This is a genomic window from Coleofasciculus sp. F4-SAH-05, from assembly GCF_040222985.1.
GTDB classification, from domain to species: Bacteria; Cyanobacteriota; Cyanobacteriia; order Cyanobacteriales; family Coleofasciculaceae; genus Coleofasciculus; species Coleofasciculus chthonoplastes.
The window spans coordinates 1-16,854 of the sequence record NZ_JAVKBY010000230.1; the positions used below are offsets into that span (position 1 = coordinate 1).

The following is a 16,854-nucleotide window of genomic DNA, read 5'->3' on the forward strand; positions in this document are numbered from 1 at the left end:
GATGATGAAGCAGGTGGTGGCGGTTAAGAGAGTAGGGATCATCAGTACACCAAACCAGCCGATATAGAGGCGGTTTTCGGTGGAGGTGACCCACTCGCAGAACCGATCCCACAAGGATGCGGATTCGCGACGTTGTAATGTAGTTGTCATGGTTCGGATGATTGCTATCGACTTGTTAGGTCAATGAATGATTATGTTTATAACTATAGGGAAATATTTAAGGTTTGTAAAGGAAATAAATATTAGGGTTCCTGACTGCATCGATAAGTTTTAGTTATAAATTGGGCGATCGCTCTCCTGTTCTTTAAGAGTGGCGATCGCCTGTAATATTCTCCCTGTAAGGAATAACGGATCAGTTCTACCAGTTGGCTACTGATCTCAAACTGGGTGTGACACCTAAGCGTCCTAAAAGCGATTATGAGAGTAGTAGATGTACCTTTAGGACTAGAGAGAGAGTTGCATGAGAGAGTGGCTCTCTTATTTCTTTTTCAGATTTTTATTACAACCTAAATGTAGCAATTTTTGATAAGAACCCCAGCTATCCGATGGCTGGGGTTATGTAGTGACGTGCCATGTCACGTCGCTACAACGTCGCGAAACTTGGCTTGTTGCTAGGACGGGAGATTGGCGCTGGAATAGGCATCCATCCGATAAGCTGGGGTGCGCTCGGTGTAGTCAATCTCAGTCCCTGTAATGGATTGGGCTAACTGCTCGAATGATTCAGAACGCCAGTTGCGATCGTGAATCGGCTTTCTTTGCTCTCCTCGGAAGTAAGCAAGGGTTCGTGACATCCTCCTACACGCTCCCCTACGGGTACAGTGTAGGCTTCCTTTGGTATAGCTTTGACTATACCTCCAGCGTTTTATAGTGAGGACATGCCCAGCCCCACTTCTTGCTTGTTGCAAGAGAAACTTTAGTTATGAAGATTGGCTTTTGTTATCAAGTTACCAGCTTTTACAGCGCAAGTAAATGAGACACAAAAAACAATTTCTCCACCGGAGAATAATAGCTTATGGAAAACATGTTGTCAATAATAGACTGGCGATTCATCTCACTGTCAATCAAAGATTAGACAGTGAGATGAATCGCCGATAAGCTAAAACTGCTGCTGCAACCCAGCCGATAATAAATAGTGCGATTAATATAGTCATTCGGTTTACCTCCTTGAGTTAATAGTTCTGTTTGTTGTGTTGAGGTATTTAGCTGATAGCTAATGCGGTTAACATTAATGCGCTAACTAATAATGTGGCGATTCCTCCCTGTAACAGATAGTTACGCTGTTGTTCCACACTGGGGTAATTAGCAAAATACATTTGAGGTTCGCTGGCGTAGTTGTTAAGAATTCCTCTTTCGTCGCGAGTATACATAACTGCCTCCTGACTTGTGTAACGTTTTGTTACTCACAACGTAACGAATTGTTACAAATCTCGACTGTGACTTGACTTTTTTATTTTTGTGATGTTTATCAACACACTCCGGTGACGACAGCAGATGAACTCCGGATATGACGCATCGCCTGGTGATTGCGATGCCTTTTTGGGTAATGGGCAAGTGAGTCAATTTGTCAAGATTACTGTGATAGGAATTTTTGGCACGAAAAAGGGTAGTGGCGTGACACTGCACGTCGGGGATGGACGCACGTCGGTGCGCCCCTACGGTTTCTTGTTTAGGTGTGTCCTTTTTCTTGCATTGCCTGAGAAACTTGCCAAGCGAGAACCTGCTTAAGTGCAATTGCTTCTACCTCGTCAAGTATTCCGTCTTCTTCGAGGAGATCGTCAAGTGAAGAACCGATATAAGGATTGGTAGTCATTCTCTGTCTGGTGTACCATTTTGGGTACGAAGCATCAATTGAGATTGTAGCCGTAAAAGCTATGTGATTAAAAAGGTCAATAAGACTCAAACCTACTACTGTCATAATAGAAGGTTAAAAACGTACCATCGTTAGACATAACCCCTAGAACAATATCTAAGTTCTCTAAAAAATAAGGACTGCTGGACTCATCATCTGTACTGACTATCGGTTCGTCTAATACTCTCACCACAATGGCTGGTTGATTTTTTTGCGGAAGCTTTCTATTTTTCAGGTCTTTCTTCCACTTCACAATTTGCCCGACCTTGAAGTCTTCCTTCCTCAGGAAATTGTCGCAAGCTGTCCTAAGCTGAGTAAGATGCTCTTCTCCGTAGCTTTTTTCTTCTTCCTTGTCAGAGTCTTTCTCACGCACGCTATTCAAAAGTTCTGCTATGACATCTTGCTGATTACTCATAATTTCCTCCTAATAAACAGTAACTCAACGCCACGATTAAATATTACTTAAGGTTAACTGGTTATGTTCAAGCTGGCTATCATTTTCTTCTTTGACGGTGATCAACGTATTGTTGCGAAAACTCAACAAATCTTCTTCTATCCTATTCTGATTCTGAATGGCTGCCTCAATCAGAGACCACATCAAACAACTTGTTTCTTCTAATTGGCTTAAAGTTTGATGGCTATCATCATCCGCCAGCTCGTTTAATGAGTATACGGAAGTAGGAGGGAGCAGATACCAACATGATGGGACAATATCTAGTAACCACCAATTAAAAAGCTCACGCCTTCCATAAGAACCTGGAAAAATAGCATAGCCCTCTAAACAATCATCTAAAATGTCCAATAGTGCTTGTATCGAATGGCTGGGTTCAAGGGCATTGACTGCACTGATATAGACATCCAAGGCTTCCGATAAAACTTGAAAGCTAGATATTTTTTTGTCAGAGGAAAGATGATTGATGTCTACTGATGTGTCATTCAATACATTATCAAATTCTCGATTAAGTTTTTCTTGGGGATAGAACAGTCCGGCGATAGTTTTAAGCAGCCAGTTGGTTAGCTTGTTGATGGTCTCTTCTGGAATTGGGTTATCAGGCTGATAGTATTTAATAGTCGGCTCGACAACAACAGCTAGGGTTAGTGCCATCCATACATAACGGAGTTGCATGAATGTCTGATTGCTACTTTGAAATGAGTTTAAAATCTTACCTAAGGCATCTTCAAGCAGAACGGTTCCGTCTGATTCTGATTCATAAAGCTCTTCATAGTGCTGATTCCACGCCGTAACCATGGCTTTTTGAAGCGAAGCAGGTAGATGACGTAGTAAGGACTTTCGATTAAGAGTGAGTTGTTTGTATATAGAGTTCCTCCCTTGAAATGTCATGATTTATTTGGGTATGTCTAAGATTTTCATGGATATGGATAATCCCAAAAGATATCAACGCTTATATTGGGAAATTTTTCTTGGAATTGCCTGAGAACGTCGTTGCAGCTTTCGCATGGCTCTAACTCAGTATAGAGATAGAGGCTACCCTCTATTTCAAGATCATAATATCTCTCAAGAGTCTCAGCAATTGCTGACAGGACTTTGTACTCAGCGTCAGTGTTCATAAGGCGGCGAGTACGGGAGTCGAGAGATGGCTCGAACTGTCCTCCTTGTGACTTAGGTGGTGGTATAGGAATAGGGCTTTTGGCTCTAGAAGTTGCTCCAGCACAGAAGGCTACATTATTAGAGAGATGTATATCAGCAATCGCAACATTACCTTTACCTATGGGTTTTTTTAGGTATTTCTGCCGGATGTCAGCAGCCCTGGCTTGTAAGTCCTCCTTTTTCAAGATTTTTGATCCTGCTGAATATATTTTCCTAAATGTATCAACAGAAATCCCCAGAAAGACAACCAAATTTTAGCCGCACCGACGATTCAATAATGATGTAGATGTAGTGGCGTGGCACACCTTATTTGATGAATTAGAATGGGAGACCCGAAACCGTAGGGGCGCAAAGACTTGCGCCCGATTCAATGGTCAAATCTAATCCACAATTTTAGCTGTGCCACGCCAGTAGGGTGGGTTAGGCGTAGCCGTAACCCACCAGATGCCTGTTATTCTGATTGATGTCTACTGCATGTTCAGCAGCACTTTGATCAACTCCTGTGCAGGGCTGGCTTTTGTTTTTACCCTGACTTTCAATTGATTACAGTGACCTCCACACTGGGGATTCACTGTATTGGTTCTGATGAACTCTGCCTCAAAACCTCCCAAGAGGGGAGACATAGCTATGGTGATTGCCACAGCTAAGCGAGTTCGCCAGCGAGTTTTTTGCACTATTAAAGTGTTAGAATGTTTTTTGAACATCAAAAAATGCGTGGTTGGCAAACCACGTATAACAACAAGAAATACTCGCGCTGTCTTGGGAGCTAGGTGGCACTAGCTTATGACATCGCCGTGACCAGTGCTTAGTTTAACTAGGCACTGGTCTTCGTATTTATTCTGTACATAATAACATAAAAAAATGGAATTGGTTGGTGTTTTCTTACAAAAATTGGCGCAACAATTGAGGCTGTTTGTGTCAGCGGGTGTAACACCCAGGGTTAGTTTAACTGGGAACATCTAAATTGGGCAAGATAACTGTTGAAAATGGGCTGAAACCCTTGTATGATCGTCACTTTTTTGAATGCTTTTTCCCAAATGGGATGCTCCTGTTTTAAAGTTGGTTTATTTGAAAATACAGGTAATTTGTTTAAATACAGGTAATTGCTAATCCAATAAAATCCTTAGCTGCTCTAACGTATTTCGGTAATTCTGGGGCAGAATGTTAAGGATTGGACTGGCGTTTTAGTCATCAGGCGGGGATTAGGTTAGCGGAAACCATCGATTGACCTCCTATTTTTCTATCTTTGTCTGATATCAGATATCAGATATCAGATATCAGACGAGATCGCACTTTTCGCCAAATCGAGGTACAATCTCCCAATAAAGAAATAACGCGCCACGAGCTGGTACTTAGACACCAACCCGCGACGCTTCCCCTCCCATGAACACAACATGAAAGGAGTCATTTTAATGGTGTCAGAAAATCGTCAAAACCGCCAGTGTCAGGGCGTTCCAGCCGATGGGAACGTGCCGGATTTTGTTTATCAATCCCCAAACACTTGGAAAAAACGAAAAAACACTTGGACGAGAAAACATAGCAAGTTCAGCGTTCAGAACCGACTGACCCCCACCGCCAGAGAGCTGTGGCAATGGCTCCTTGATGAAATGCCCGAAGGCGGCTTTGAAATCATCGACCTGCGCGACTTCAACAAATGGGTCGAACGAACACGCGGCGTCCCCCATGACCCCAAAACCGTTAAAAGTGCTGCTCAAAAACTCCTAGACACCGGAGTCCTCACCCGTGCCAAGAGCTACACCGCTTACGTTTGGAAGTGGCGGCTTGAACTTATCGATGTGCTGATTCCGCCCGTTTTCCGTAAGCCGAAAAAAAAGTCGGATACTGATCCACAAATTCCCGATTCAGACCCCTCAAACGCAGAAACTTTGGAAACAGGTTTAAACAGCAGCAGCAGTAGTATTAATAATGGCGAGAGTCCCACCTCTCAGGTAGCGAATGAGGAGGCTAACGCCCAGAGTCCTACTTCTCAGGTAACGAATGGCGAAACTAACGCCCAGAGTCCCACTTCAAAGGTAAATGAAATACTAGCGGAGTGCGAAGCCGCCGGGATACCCTTTGTAAAGTCTGAACGTCCGAAGGTGCTTGAGTTTCCGCTACATCAGGTGAAATTGGCGATCGCCTACTTCCTGTTCCGGTTCCCGGATGAGGAGTCGCGCCGAGAAATTCGCTCACCTAATTTCGGCAGGAGGCTCCCGCTATAGCTAGAGGGGGACTTATCGAGCCGTAAGGCGAGTACCCCCGATAGTTTAGCGGTGAGAGGAATGCCCTTGGAAAACGGAAGGACGGAGTTTTCCAATAAATGCTCATTGCAGTGATATAATTGATCAATGGAAAAGCAAGTGTTAACGATAGTCTGCAAAATCAACCCGACACCCGAACAGGTGGCCAAGATAGAGGTAACTCTTAAGGCGTTTGCGGATGCTTGCAACTATATCAACGAAGTCGTAGAACCCAAGATTACCCATAACGTGACCATCCAGAATCAAGTTTATGGCGAAGTGCGGGAACGTTTTGGACTAGCTTCTAACCTTGCCATCCGCGCCATTAATCGGGTGAGTGCCAACCGCAAAACAGCCAAGCGGATGAACAAACCTGTCAGAAAATTTCTCCCCACTTCTGCTGATTATGATGCTCGAATCTTCTCTTTTAAGGAGAAAAATTGGTCGGTGTCGTTAACGCTAGTTGGGGGGAGAGAACGTTTCTTGGTTGATGTCGGTAGCTACCAGAAAGGAAAACTATCTGGTTTTACGCCAACATCAGCAACGCTGGTTAAACATCAAAATGATACCTACTCAGTTAATATTCAAGTAAAAAATGATGCCCCAAATCCTCAAAAATCCCAAGGTGTAATTGGAGTGGATTTGGGGCGTCGTGACGTGGCTGTGACTAGTGAGGGAGAAAGCTTTTCAGGACAACAAATAACAGAGGTTCGAGATAAATATTCAAAGGTAAGAGCATCTCTCCAGAAGAAGGCTTCAGAAGGCACAAGATCAACTAGGCGTAGGGCTAGGAGATGCTTGAAACGGTTATCTGGTCGGGAGAGACGCTTTCAGTCGTGGGTTAACCATAACGTCAGCAAGCACATTGTTGGCAAGGCAAAACAGTTGGGTGCCTCAATTGCAATCGAAGACTTAACAGGAATTCGCGAGCGCACTAACGAGCAACCAAGAAACAAGACTGAACGCAGACGCTCAAATTCATGGGCGTTTTTTCAGCTACGAACTTTTTTGGACTACAAAGCTCTTGGGGCTGGGGTTGAGGTAATCAAAATCAATCCAGCCTATACCTCGCAAACTTGCCACAAATGCCTACACATCCATCCAGTAAAAGGAAAGTCCTACCGTATTGGTAAGACTTTCTCTTGTGGACATTGCAACTGGAAGGGTGATGCTGATTTTAATGGTGCCAACGTAATTAAACTTTTGGGGGCTTCTGTAAACAGCCCTGGAGGTTCGTACCTGTCGTGTGAACTACGTCGGATGGAGTACTTCCAACCTAGTTTATAAGGGTTTGGTACAGGGCTACTGAAAGCCTACACCATACCTGTACTCAGGTTGGTGTAGGTAGTTTACTGCAAGGACTACTCATCCACTTCCTGCGTAAACAGTGCTGGAACTTGAATCCTAACTTCTTGATTAATATATGCGCCTATAAAATCCTCCCAGATTGGGTTATGGAGCTTTGTGAGAACGATTACTCGCTGGAATTGGCATTTCTAGGCGGAACCTAGTGCATGAACTCCCCTGGCGCCAACGGTGCATCTGTGCGGCGCTCGTCCAGCACCTCTAACTTCCTCTTATTCGGAGGTTCGGGTAACAAAATATAGCGAGGTCCCCAGCCGCCATTCACATCCTGTGGACGTTCCGGTGGTAGCGCGGTGGATGCCGTCGGTAAAGGAATCGGCATCACTTGACTGGCTTGGACATAGCGCTCGCCATCCAGGGTATTGCGAATCAGGCTCTTGTCTACTTTAATCCCCTGGTTCTCTAACTGCTGTTGAATCGTCCACAAGGCGTCAGTAGGCGCTAGCGTGGCGAGGAATAGCACCTCCTTGTCTGGATCTAACATTAGTCCCAATTCCAACTGCTCAATTTGCCACACCTCTTGATACTTACCATCCGGTGCAACCTCCCACAGATTTAAGTTAGCTTGCCATTGCCCACTATTTACCTCGACATCTTGATAAGCCAAAATTGAATAGGTTGGCTTTGAATCCTCATTGGCTGGGAGATCAGGATCAGGGTGTAAGTAGCGAACCGCCGCGATCGCGATCGGACTGTCATCCGGTAAATTCGTCGTTCCCGTTACCCTGTAAACCCCGTCTTTTTGGGATGGGGACACCCGAAGTTGAAAACTGGCATCCGTTGAACTGTTCGGTAATAGGTTGGGTAATCGCTCAAGTTGTAATACATCTTGGGAACATCCACTGTTTAATAGTAACAGTATAAAAAGAAAAACTAATCCTCTGTTCGGATTAAAAATTCCTTTGGTTGGTAATCTTCTAAAAAACACAGACCCAATTTACTCCGAAAATGAGTTGGTTGTAATACGGATGTCCAGACAAGGGTTCCCTAAACTCCTTTTTCGAGTTGATGTCAGTCAATCCGGAGAGCGCAAAAACTAGAGGTGATAGGCGTTACAATAGTAACATGAAACTAAGCTACCAGTACAAGCTACTACCAACCTATTTACAGCGTTGCCGCATAAATAAGTGGCTTGATATGCTGCGTTGCCAATACAACTATCTGTTGGCAGATAGGTTTGACTGGTGGCAAATGAATCGCTGTCCTGTTAATGCCTGCCCATTAATTTGTAGTATTGCTAAACCTAGAGAGCAACCTGAATACTATGGTCAAAAACGCTCTACAGTTTAGCCCTGAGCGGAGTCGAAGGGCTAAACTTTGATTGACTGTAGGAGTACGTCACGTTAAAACAGTAGAGATACTGTAAAATTTAACAGCCTGTACCCTTGGGTATAAACCAACACAAATTTTCCAGATTGTCAGGGGAGTTGGAAACAGGTGACGTATTCCATAACCAGGTCTGGGTTATACCGGGTTTTGGCAAACGTCTCTCCCTATCGGCTCTACGTCCCCTTTTGTAATGAATTTCGCTTGTGTTTGTCCTGAATAATTAAGTCAGTTGGATAAATTTTTATTCGACTTCATTTCCTCGCTAATTGCCCAGGGATAGTTATGAATTAAAAATACGAGTTTTCAGTGAAACGAACTCAAACTTAATCTCTTGAAGCGTTAGGCAATAAAAATCAAGAGATTAAGTTTAGTATTTTTATCATTTACTTCAAGCAACTTATCTCATTTTTCAGTTTCGGAACAGTTCATTTTTATTAGGCGTCGGTGAACTTAGTTGACCGAGCATCTACAATTGCAAAGATTTTCCGGAGACTCTTTAAAACCTCAGAAAAAGTAAATAATTGACGGTTTTAATCCTCAAGTCCACCTATCAGCAACTGTGGTGCTAATGAGAGAACTAATTCAAAAAAATAGAAATACTGATAAGCAAATTACGCCGAGATTACGGCAGTCTATTTGGCTAAGTTATCTGCTATCCATGGGATCAACTTCAGCCGGAGCGCTATCTCTATTTTCCATAGCGGCTTTCCTGGGAATGACACCCGCTTACGCTCAATCAAATGAGCAACCGACTCCAATTGGGGATCAGGGGATTGCTGAAGAATCAGCGAATCCTAGTCATTCTGACTTCATCGCACTGGATGAACACCCCTTTTCCGATGACACTCTGGCGAATGAGGAAGCTTCCCCAACAGTCGAGTCAGATAACTCTGAGATTGTAGATATCACCTCTAGCCGTCAGCATCAGTTACTCGACTTTAATCGTTCCGCCGATTCTGAGTTTCCACCCTCTCAGACAATAGCAGAGGCGATCGCGCCAAAACCCCCGGTGGTAGCTGCGGTGCAAAACTCCGTTGAACATTATCTGCCATTACCGATAACGGAAACCGATACACCCAATCCAGTCGTCGAAGCCATCACCCCAAAACCCCCGGTGGTAGCGACGGTACAGGAGAAGATTGACGCTTCGACTCCGCTCAGCGTCAACACCGAGCGGAGTCGAGGTGTTGAACATCACCCGCCATCTGAATTCGCTCTTGGTGACGAATCCAGTTTAGTACCTGAAGCGATTGTTCCCAAACTGCCAAAACCCGCACCCCTGATTCATTCGGTTGATTACCACATCCCTGGAGACTTAACCGTCGCGGAGGAATCAATAGTAGATAATAGGGCGTTAGTACCAAAACCGCCAGTGATGGAACCTGCTCAACATTCGGTTGAATCCATCTTACTCACCCAATCGAACGACGATGAACCCGATGGTTCGTTAATTCCTGAGAACTCTCCCCCCAAAAATGAAGCATTAACACCTACACTAGATGTGCAAGGCGCTTATCTCCAGCAGGAAGATGCTTCGGCGCGGTTACGGTTGCGGGGTATTTATCCAGTATCGCCCAATGCCTTATTTGGTGCTATTGTCGATTTAGCCACAGGGGATGATTTTGCTGGGACGGAAGGCGATGGATTTAGTTTGAGTGAACTATATTTTGCTGGTTCTCTCCCCAGTTATCCGAATTTGCGCCTAATCGCCGGGTTAATGGATTTAACGTCTTATTTTGACCGCAATAGTTTCGCCAAGGATAGTACCACCCATTTCTTCCACCCCCTGTTTCAAACCAATCCAGCTTTAGCGTCTACAGGTGTTGGTTCTCGGATTGGGGGGTTATTGAATTGGAATATTACCGATAATGTGGAAGCAAAAGCGGCTGTGTTTTCCTCAAATCGGAATTTGGGCGATTTTGGTTTAGATGCGTTTGCGGGTGAGATTGGTTTCCGGGCGGGGAATGGTATTATACGGGCAACCTACGCCACAAACGAAGATACAGGGCGGGATGGCGTCTTTGGCACCCGAAACGGCGATCGCGAAAATGCCTTTGGGATTAATGGGGAATATTTTATCCCAGAAATCAAGCTAGGATTGTTTGCCCGTTACGGTTGGTTGGAAAATAGCGAGCTGGATGATAGTAGCGAAACGTATAATTTCGGACTTAATTTCTTAGATCTATTTCTTAAAGATGATCGCCTGGGGCTTGGTTATGCTTTTGGTCGCGGTTTTTCTGAAGATAATGATGTATGGGAGTTATTCTACGATATCCGAGTTTCACCGAATCTACGGGCGGGGGTGACGCTGCAAGAACGAGAAGGCTTCTCGGAGACAATTTTTGGATTCCGGGTTAAAACAGATTTGCAGCTTTATCCATAATCGGGTGCTTTTTCATGAACTACGACTCTACACCAAGTTTTTTACCAGTTAACCCTCATGAACGCACAAAACAAGTTAGCTGAAACACCAATTTTATCCTCTCCTCAAAACCAAAACTCATCCCGGTGGTTCCGTGTCTTAGCCTGTTTCCTGATGTTGGAATTAGCCGGGGGATTACCCATCGCCCCAATTAATTTTGCTGTACCTGCTGTTCAAGCCCAGGGGGTTCCAGCAGCAGTGCGTCAGGGGTACTCGCTTTTAGAGAAAGGATGGGTAGATGATGCGATTCAAGCCTTTGAGGGGGCGTTACGCCGTGATCCCCAATCTTTAGACGCCAAGTTAGGATTAGCCATTGCTTATCAACGCCGGGGGCGGATTGAGGAAGCCTGGAATGCTTATAATGATGTGCTAGAGCGAGAACCCACGAATCAAACCGCCCTGGAAGCGGTGGGTGAGATGGGGGTTTATCGCCAAGAGTGGCAAGCACAGGGAATTGAAGCATTAACCGGCTTATTAAACCAGAATCCTAATGATACCCAATCTCGGTCAAAACGGGCGTTACTGTTAGGATATCAAGGGCGGTTTGCTGAGTCGTTAACGGATTATGAGTTACTGTTGGCGAATAATCCCTCACCAGAAACGATTCTGGGGGCGGCTCAAATTTATACCTACAGTGGCGATTATCAGCAAGGGTTAGAATTATTTAATCGGTATCAAGCCACGGGTGAAGAAATTCCCGGTAACGTCGCGGGGGCTTACGCCTTGGCGCTACGGGAAACGGGGAATGCGGCTCAAGCGGTGGAGATTCTTACGAATCAACTGCGACAATCCCCCCAACAGGCTCAACTACAAGCGGATTTAGCCCAAGCGTATGCGGCGACGGGACAGATTAATGAAGCTTTGGCAACGTTGGAACCCTTACGGGGTGAAGCGGATGCGGCTTTACCGTTAGCCCGGGCGCTGACATCGATTGGACGAAACCAACGCCGCACGGATTTGTATGAACAAGGGGTGGCTTTGTATCGTCAGGTTCTTTCTTCGACTCAGAATCCTTCGTTTTCATTAGTGCAGGAAGTGGCGGATGTTTTGAGTGAGTTACCGTCTCAACGGGCGGCGGCTTTAAATCTTTACCAGCAGCTTGTTCAGCAGCAACCAAATAACCGGAGTTTGGTGGTGAAGCAGTTGGCGTTAGAGAGTCAATTGGGGCGTATTTCCCGCAGTGAGTTACGACAGCGGCTGATGGGGCTGCTGCAACCGTTACCGTCGGAAGCGGCTGAATTACGGGCTTTAGCGAGTGCGTTGATTCCTTTAGATCCGCCAGATCCGGCGTTGTTACCTGTTTATCAGCAGTTAATTAATGCGGGTGTGGATGAGCCGTTTTTGTATTTCCGGGTGGCGCAGATGTTGATTCAAGAGAATCAGTTGGCTCAAGCCAGGGAAGCGATCGCAGCGTATACTGCTACTGAAGCCGGGGCGTCTGATTTTACCCCAGAACTGTTGTTGGCTGAAATTGAGCGTCGGGAAGGAAATTTAGAAGCGAGTGCGCGGCGGTATCAGGGGCTGATTGAACGGAATCCGAATTCTGATGTGGTGAATAGCGCCCTGCGGGGATTGGCGGGAATTCGTCTGGCTCAAGGGCGTTCGGATGAGGCGATCGCGATCTATGATCAGTTAATCGCCCGTAATCCTAATGATTTGCTGGTGAAGTTGGGACGGAGTGCGATCGCTTACCAAACGGAACGGATTTCTCAAACGGAAGCTGAGGCGGTACTTGAGGAATGGTTGGAGACGAAACCTGCTACGGATTTACCACCGGAGTTATTTAGTTTAGTGGGCGTTTTACCCCCAGACGCGGAACGGATAGCGTTGTATGAGGCGCTATTACAGGTTGATCCAGATAATACACCGGTTCAACTGCGGCGGTTACAGGTGATTGCCTTAGAAGATCCGGAGTTGGCAAAGGCTGAAATTGAGCAGTTAATTGCCCGTAATCCTGATAACTTAAGTGCGTATTTTGTCAAGGGGGAACTCGCCCTGGCGCTGGAGGATTTTGAACTGGCGAGTGAGGCGTATCAGGAGATTTTGGCACGGGAACCGAATAATATTGGGGCGCTGATGGCGATGGGTGGAGTACGTTTTACCCAGCAGCTTTATCTGGAGGCGAAGCCCTATTATGAGCGGGTGTTGGAGATTAATCCCAATTATCTGGCGGCGCGTCAAACGCTGGCGGAGTTGAATGTGGCGTTGGATCAGCCGTTTACGGCTTTAGAGGAGTTTCAGGCGCTGAACTCCGAACAGGAGGCGGAGACGGGAACGCCGAACCCGCAGTTGACGAACCGGATTCAGCGGTTGGAGGTGGATATTCTCAAGCGGCGGGGTTTTCAGCCGTATTGGGAGCGGTATTAATTGGTGAGGGGGACAGGAGACAAAGGGGTTTCCTTCCCCCCCTTCAACCCCAGAAATAAAGTGTGACTTTTGTCCTTCTTATCCCGGTGGGGGGGGGCGGTGCTACCGTTTGGCTTATCTTGTCTTTCATAAGGAAAACTTATTTACACAAGTCCAGAACTCAGCGCGGGCTCGCTGGTTTGCGATCGATAAGCTTCCCTTATGAAATTTCGACGGCTTCTTTGCATGGAATTGAGGTTGTAGTCCAAATCGTAGAGGTTACACCGATAAATCCACGTTTTATCCATGTACTCAAAAAAGCGATCGCTGGTGACTTCGGTTCCACCGGGGCGAGATGCTGAACTCATTCCATTCGGTTCGTGTAAAGCGTAAGTTCCCCAAGGGGCATTCTCAACGCATTCAACCCAAATAGAAGAATCAGCGCGGTAGAAATCGGCATCCCAGCGCATTGCTTGCTCAATCTTCCGATAGGCAGCTTTTGCTTGCACAATTTGCCGCCTATCCACCCCAATCAGATGTCGTCGGACAGTCCTGGATGATACACCCAGGTATTCGGCGATCGTTTCTTGCGATCCACCAAAGGGGATGAACCCCTTACTCACAAATGCCTTAGACGGACCAACATGGAGCAGAAAAGGAACTTGCCCCCCTACCGGATTCTGGGAGGATTCCTTACCCCACCCCAAGATTTGGTCAACCTCAGACAATCTATGAAACTTTCGCTCTTTCGATGGCAGACTTAATTTAGCTGCTACGTAAGATTTGTGTTGTAGCTGCTGGGCTTGGATTCCTGCGGCGGCGGCTTTTAAGCCAGCCCGTGTCAGGATATCAAACAGGGGTACTGTAGCGACGGCTCCCCAGTTTCTTAAGCCCAGGGCTTGACAAACTTTAGACAGGCTTCCTAACCAGATACAGAAACATCCATGAACTCGGTAGTACTTTCTAAAGGCACCACAACACTTACCAATTTTGAGCCACTGATACAACCGACGAAGAGAAACATGGAGAACCTGGCATAGGAAGCGAATAGGCAAGATGACACATCCCCGACCAGCCAAATCAAAAGCTCTGCAAAGATACCACAGCCTAACCCAGGGCGTCTTAAATACAAGAGCCGAGTGAATCCGAACTGACAGTAAATCCAGAATGACTAGATTTAACGCAAAATCAGTATTATCAGAGAGTAGCTGGAGATAGACAAGGTGGAACACAAGTACAGAGCGATGGTTGACTACTCAGCGATCAGCCCCAACGGTAACTTTGTAGGAGGCTCAAAAGCCTGGAAACCCAGAGCAGAGTCTATAGAAGATGCCCTGCAACAGGTTCTGAAATTACTTAGGGAGCGCATCAGTAAGGAAGTAAACGATCCAAATGCAGAAATAACTGACTTACAGATTGATTGTAGGATAATGGAGAACCCAGAAGCTACCTACAAGAGAGTAGTGGGAGAGGAATGAATCTGGCAGAGCAGCATTGGGAATAATGATAATCCTGAAGATTCATGTCCTGTGCTGCCTGGTCAGAAAGCTTGAATCAACCGGATTTAATAAGGAATTTAATGATCTGCTATATTTCGCATCTCTCGCTCGTCAAGTACTGCCAAGTGATCGCTCTGACTGCTTGGCGGTAGATGAAATACTGAGCTATGCTGCGGCAATAATGAAGCTGATTGACTGGTGCTAGATAGCGAATGATTAAGGTATGTCCTACTTGTGGCGCTCCGATTAACAGCGACGAGGTTTTTATTGAATGGGATGATAACAAGAAAGAGTTTTTAGTTCGACTGGGCTTTGTTTGCAATTACTGTGATCGTAAAACTAAAGAAAAAACTATCAAAGAATTACCTAGCTCTATAGCCCAAAAATCTTACTGTGCTTGTGGAACATCATTATCACTTGCAAATTACACTATTAAAAGCAGTGAATATATGTTATACTTTGAAGCCATATATGTGTGTGATAAATGCAACACAGGACTTCGTTGGCTCCTCAATAGTGTAAAAAGTAGCTTACTTAGTCGATGGCGGAATAATGATAATATTTTAGTCACCGCATCAGGCTTTAAATTTAAAAGAAAAAGGCTAGATAAAGTATTACAAATTTATCGAGAAAGAATAGAAAATTGTCGTCAAGATAATACAAAATTATTAGAAATTATTGAAAAAATGTCTGAAAAAGAAATTCATAAGAAAGAAATGCACTTCCACGGAAATGTAGCCAGTGTTGAAAATCAAGGTTCTATAGGCAGTTCTGGAAATCAAAACCCTATTGGCAATGTTGCTGTCGATGTTAAAGGTGATCAAAAAAGTATCCAGCATATTCGTAACTATGCTCCTGAACAAAAGCCAACTCTAGCTGAGGCAGCAGCAGAGATCCAGCAGCTCTTGGAGCAACTATCCAAAACATACCCAACTACAACAACTGCTGAAAAGATGGCAGTTGTGGCTGAAGCTGCCGAGCAAATAGAAAAAAATCCTACACTTAAAGCACGAGTTATCAATGCCCTCAAGCTGGGCGGAACAGAAGCGTTTAAAGAGACAATAAATCATCCTCTATTGAATATTTTGATGGCAACTATTGAGGGATGGCAGGACGCAGATTAGGACTTTTTGGTTATTGGAACTAGGAAATACCAATCACACCATCCCCATCCTTTGATTGCAATAGCGGATAGCCTCAAATAACCCCTCTGTAGACCACTGAACGCGGAGTTGATGCCGTTCTTGTTCTTTTCCAGCCCAATTATCTTCGAGGCAGACTTTAAACCATCCCTCTGGGTGGCGAACCCCATCACGGTTAAACAGAAAGTAGATAATCGCCTTGAGAACCTCTTGTAACGAAAAGCCATGCATAAACTGGGCATCCTTTGGATAATAGTAAATTCCCGCCTTCCGACAAGCTTGTAACTTTTGCTCAAACTCCCCAGATTCGGCATCTTCTAGATCCGTTGTTGTTGTTATATCCTCGTCCTTTAGTGACTGCGGGTTTGAGGCGTCTAAATTGGGAATCTCTGACTGAAAAGTCAATTTTTTCTGCGGTTTGCGAAAAGGGGGGGGCATGAGGACGCGAATCGGTTCAAGCCTCCATTTCCAAACGTAGGCGGTGTAGCTTTTAGCTTGGGTGAGTACGCCTTTGTCCAATAGCTGTTGGGCGGCACTTTTGACAGTTTTGCGATCGTGGGGAAAACCGCGTGTTCGTTTAACCCATTTGTTAAAGTCACGCAGGTCGATAATTTCGTTGCTACCTTCGGGCATTTCATCCAGCAGCCACTGCCATAATTCTCTGGCGGTGGGGGTGAGGCGGTTCTGTACGCTAAATTTGTTGTGTTTTCTTGTCCAATTATTCATGGCAATGCAGATCGATGATGGGCTTTCCAATCTGCCCTCTTTTCCAGAGGGGCTATGCGTCAGCCCTGGCTTTTTGGGAATATGTGCATGACGGGTTAGACGCTCTTTGTGAGAAGCGTCTACTTTCCTTGGGCTTAGAATGGGTTCTAGCCGGATAGGGGATCTGTCCTGGACACAAGCTTTTTTAAGCTTTCCAGGTTTTGTTTGATTCCTTGTCTGGGGGTCATCCTCATGCATGGTTATGCATGGGTGGGCTTCTGACCCAGATTAAACGGGCAGCGTGTTTCTATGGATACTCTCTTGAAATCCTTTTCTTGAGTGGGGTAT

General features: G+C 45.4%; 15 protein-coding genes and 2 pseudogenes. 8 read left to right on the top strand and 9 right to left on the bottom strand.

Translation table 11 applies throughout. The features are described 5' to 3' along the window. The 3 genes and pseudogenes from RIG27_RS27835 to psb34 all read right to left on the bottom strand — a co-directional run. Positions 1-150, bottom strand: a pseudogene (locus RIG27_RS27835) (photosystem II q(b) protein); the annotation flags it as partial. A 461-nt stretch (positions 151-611) separates the two neighbouring features. Continuing rightward, the gene (locus RIG27_RS27840) at positions 612-791 is read right to left on the bottom strand and encodes a photosystem II protein, Psb35-related (RefSeq protein ID WP_446350389.1); all 180 of its coding nucleotides are present in this window, start codon (positions 789-791) and stop codon (positions 612-614) included. Between the two features lie 408 nt (positions 792-1,199). Continuing rightward, positions 1,200-1,367: a photosystem II assembly protein Psb34 gene (gene psb34 / locus RIG27_RS27845; protein ID WP_446350390.1), complete on the bottom strand. Its 168-nt coding sequence runs from the start codon at positions 1,365-1,367 to the stop codon at positions 1,200-1,202. A gap of 124 nt (positions 1,368-1,491) precedes the next feature. On the opposite strand from psb34, the gene RIG27_RS27850 reads away from it, so the two are divergent. Further along, positions 1,492-1,725 (top strand): hypothetical protein, encoded by a 234-nt coding sequence (locus RIG27_RS27850; RefSeq protein WP_446350391.1) that lies wholly within the window; start codon positions 1,492-1,494, stop codon positions 1,723-1,725. A 161-nt stretch (positions 1,726-1,886) separates the two neighbouring features. Here RIG27_RS27850 and RIG27_RS27855 read toward each other — a convergent pair whose 3' ends face one another. From RIG27_RS27855 to RIG27_RS27865, 3 genes are read right to left on the bottom strand one after another with little or no spacing between them, the layout of a single operon-like run. Further along, a complete protein-coding gene (locus RIG27_RS27855) occupies positions 1,887-2,264 on the bottom strand; it encodes a hypothetical protein (RefSeq protein WP_446350392.1) in 378 nt (125 codons plus the stop codon). 36 nt (positions 2,265-2,300) lie between these two features. Next, positions 2,301-3,191: a hypothetical protein gene (locus RIG27_RS27860; protein WP_446350393.1), complete on the bottom strand. Its 891-nt coding sequence runs from the start codon at positions 3,189-3,191 to the stop codon at positions 2,301-2,303. A 26-nt stretch (positions 3,192-3,217) separates the two neighbouring features. Further along, positions 3,218-3,709 carry a deaminase domain-containing protein gene (locus RIG27_RS27865; RefSeq protein WP_446350394.1) on the bottom strand — a complete coding sequence of 164 codons (492 nt, stop codon included), beginning with the start codon at positions 3,707-3,709 and terminating at the stop codon, positions 3,218-3,220. Between the two features lie 1,143 nt (positions 3,710-4,852). Between RIG27_RS27865 and RIG27_RS27870 the strand changes: the two genes are divergently transcribed. Together RIG27_RS27870 and RIG27_RS27875 are read left to right on the top strand one after the other, a co-directional pair. Next, positions 4,853-5,680 carry a hypothetical protein gene (locus RIG27_RS27870; protein WP_446350395.1) on the top strand — a complete coding sequence of 276 codons (828 nt, stop codon included), beginning with the start codon at positions 4,853-4,855 and terminating at the stop codon, positions 5,678-5,680. Positions 5,681-5,806: 126 nt separating this feature from the next. Beyond that, positions 5,807-6,985, top strand: coding sequence for an RNA-guided endonuclease InsQ/TnpB family protein (locus RIG27_RS27875; protein ID WP_446350396.1), 1,179 nt, complete (start codon positions 5,807-5,809; stop codon positions 6,983-6,985). A gap of 220 nt (positions 6,986-7,205) precedes the next feature. On the opposite strand, the gene RIG27_RS27880 is transcribed toward RIG27_RS27875, so the two are convergent. Continuing rightward, positions 7,206-7,991: a hypothetical protein gene (locus RIG27_RS27880; protein WP_446350397.1), complete on the bottom strand. Its 786-nt coding sequence runs from the start codon at positions 7,989-7,991 to the stop codon at positions 7,206-7,208. Positions 7,992-8,128: 137 nt separating this feature from the next. Between RIG27_RS27880 and RIG27_RS27885 the strand changes: the two are divergent. The 3 genes and pseudogenes from RIG27_RS27885 to RIG27_RS27895 all read left to right on the top strand — a co-directional run. Then, positions 8,129-8,350, top strand: a pseudogene (locus RIG27_RS27885) (helix-turn-helix domain-containing protein); the annotation flags it as partial. Between the two features lie 610 nt (positions 8,351-8,960). After that, positions 8,961-10,775, top strand: coding sequence for a carbohydrate porin (locus tag RIG27_RS27890; RefSeq protein WP_446350398.1), 1,815 nt, complete (start codon positions 8,961-8,963; stop codon positions 10,773-10,775). A gap of 57 nt (positions 10,776-10,832) precedes the next feature. After that, a complete protein-coding gene (locus RIG27_RS27895; protein WP_446350399.1) occupies positions 10,833-13,181 on the top strand; it encodes a tetratricopeptide repeat protein in 2,349 nt (782 codons plus the stop codon). A gap of 143 nt (positions 13,182-13,324) precedes the next feature. Here the strand turns inward: RIG27_RS27895 and RIG27_RS27900 are convergent, their stop codons facing one another. Then, the gene (locus RIG27_RS27900) at positions 13,325-14,215 is read right to left on the bottom strand and encodes a hypothetical protein (RefSeq protein WP_446350400.1); all 891 of its coding nucleotides are present in this window, start codon (positions 14,213-14,215) and stop codon (positions 13,325-13,327) included. A gap of 189 nt (positions 14,216-14,404) precedes the next feature. Here RIG27_RS27900 and RIG27_RS27905 point away from each other — a divergent pair, with 189 nt between their 5' ends. Together RIG27_RS27905 and RIG27_RS27910 are read left to right on the top strand one after the other, a co-directional pair. Continuing rightward, positions 14,405-14,638, top strand: a complete 234-nt coding sequence (locus RIG27_RS27905; RefSeq protein ID WP_446350401.1) for a hypothetical protein — start codon at positions 14,405-14,407, stop codon at positions 14,636-14,638. A gap of 233 nt (positions 14,639-14,871) precedes the next feature. Next, positions 14,872-15,783: a hypothetical protein gene (locus tag RIG27_RS27910; RefSeq protein ID WP_446350402.1), complete on the top strand. Its 912-nt coding sequence runs from the start codon at positions 14,872-14,874 to the stop codon at positions 15,781-15,783. Between the two features lie 33 nt (positions 15,784-15,816). On the opposite strand, the gene RIG27_RS27915 is transcribed toward RIG27_RS27910, so the two are convergent. Next, positions 15,817-16,527 (bottom strand): hypothetical protein, encoded by a 711-nt coding sequence (locus tag RIG27_RS27915; protein ID WP_446350403.1) that lies wholly within the window; start codon positions 16,525-16,527, stop codon positions 15,817-15,819. Positions 16,528-16,854: the final 327 nt, after the last annotated feature.

Excerpts from the sequence above, each read along its gene's own strand:
- psb34 (WP_446350390.1), bottom strand. The coding sequence starts at position 1,367 with ATGTATACTCGCGACGAAAGAGGAATTCTTAACAACTACGCCAGCGAA.
- RIG27_RS27875 (WP_446350396.1), top strand. The coding sequence starts at position 5,807 with ATGGAAAAGCAAGTGTTAACGATAGTCTGCAAAATCAACCCGACACCC.
- RIG27_RS27895 (WP_446350399.1), top strand. The coding sequence starts at position 10,833 with ATGAACGCACAAAACAAGTTAGCTGAAACACCAATTTTATCCTCTCCT.
- RIG27_RS27850 (WP_446350391.1), top strand. The coding sequence starts at position 1,492 with ATGAACTCCGGATATGACGCATCGCCTGGTGATTGCGATGCCTTTTTG.
- RIG27_RS27870 (WP_446350395.1), top strand. The coding sequence starts at position 4,853 with ATGAAAGGAGTCATTTTAATGGTGTCAGAAAATCGTCAAAACCGCCAG.
- RIG27_RS27905 (WP_446350401.1), top strand. The coding sequence starts at position 14,405 with ATGGTTGACTACTCAGCGATCAGCCCCAACGGTAACTTTGTAGGAGGC.
- RIG27_RS27915 (WP_446350403.1), bottom strand. The coding sequence starts at position 16,527 with ATGAATAATTGGACAAGAAAACACAACAAATTTAGCGTACAGAACCGC.
- RIG27_RS27890 (WP_446350398.1), top strand. The coding sequence starts at position 8,961 with ATGAGAGAACTAATTCAAAAAAATAGAAATACTGATAAGCAAATTACG.
- RIG27_RS27860 (WP_446350393.1), bottom strand. The coding sequence starts at position 3,191 with ATGACATTTCAAGGGAGGAACTCTATATACAAACAACTCACTCTTAAT.
- RIG27_RS27840 (WP_446350389.1), bottom strand. The coding sequence starts at position 791 with ATGTCACGAACCCTTGCTTACTTCCGAGGAGAGCAAAGAAAGCCGATT.
- RIG27_RS27855 (WP_446350392.1), bottom strand. The coding sequence starts at position 2,264 with ATGAGTAATCAGCAAGATGTCATAGCAGAACTTTTGAATAGCGTGCGT.
- RIG27_RS27910 (WP_446350402.1), top strand. The coding sequence starts at position 14,872 with ATGATTAAGGTATGTCCTACTTGTGGCGCTCCGATTAACAGCGACGAG.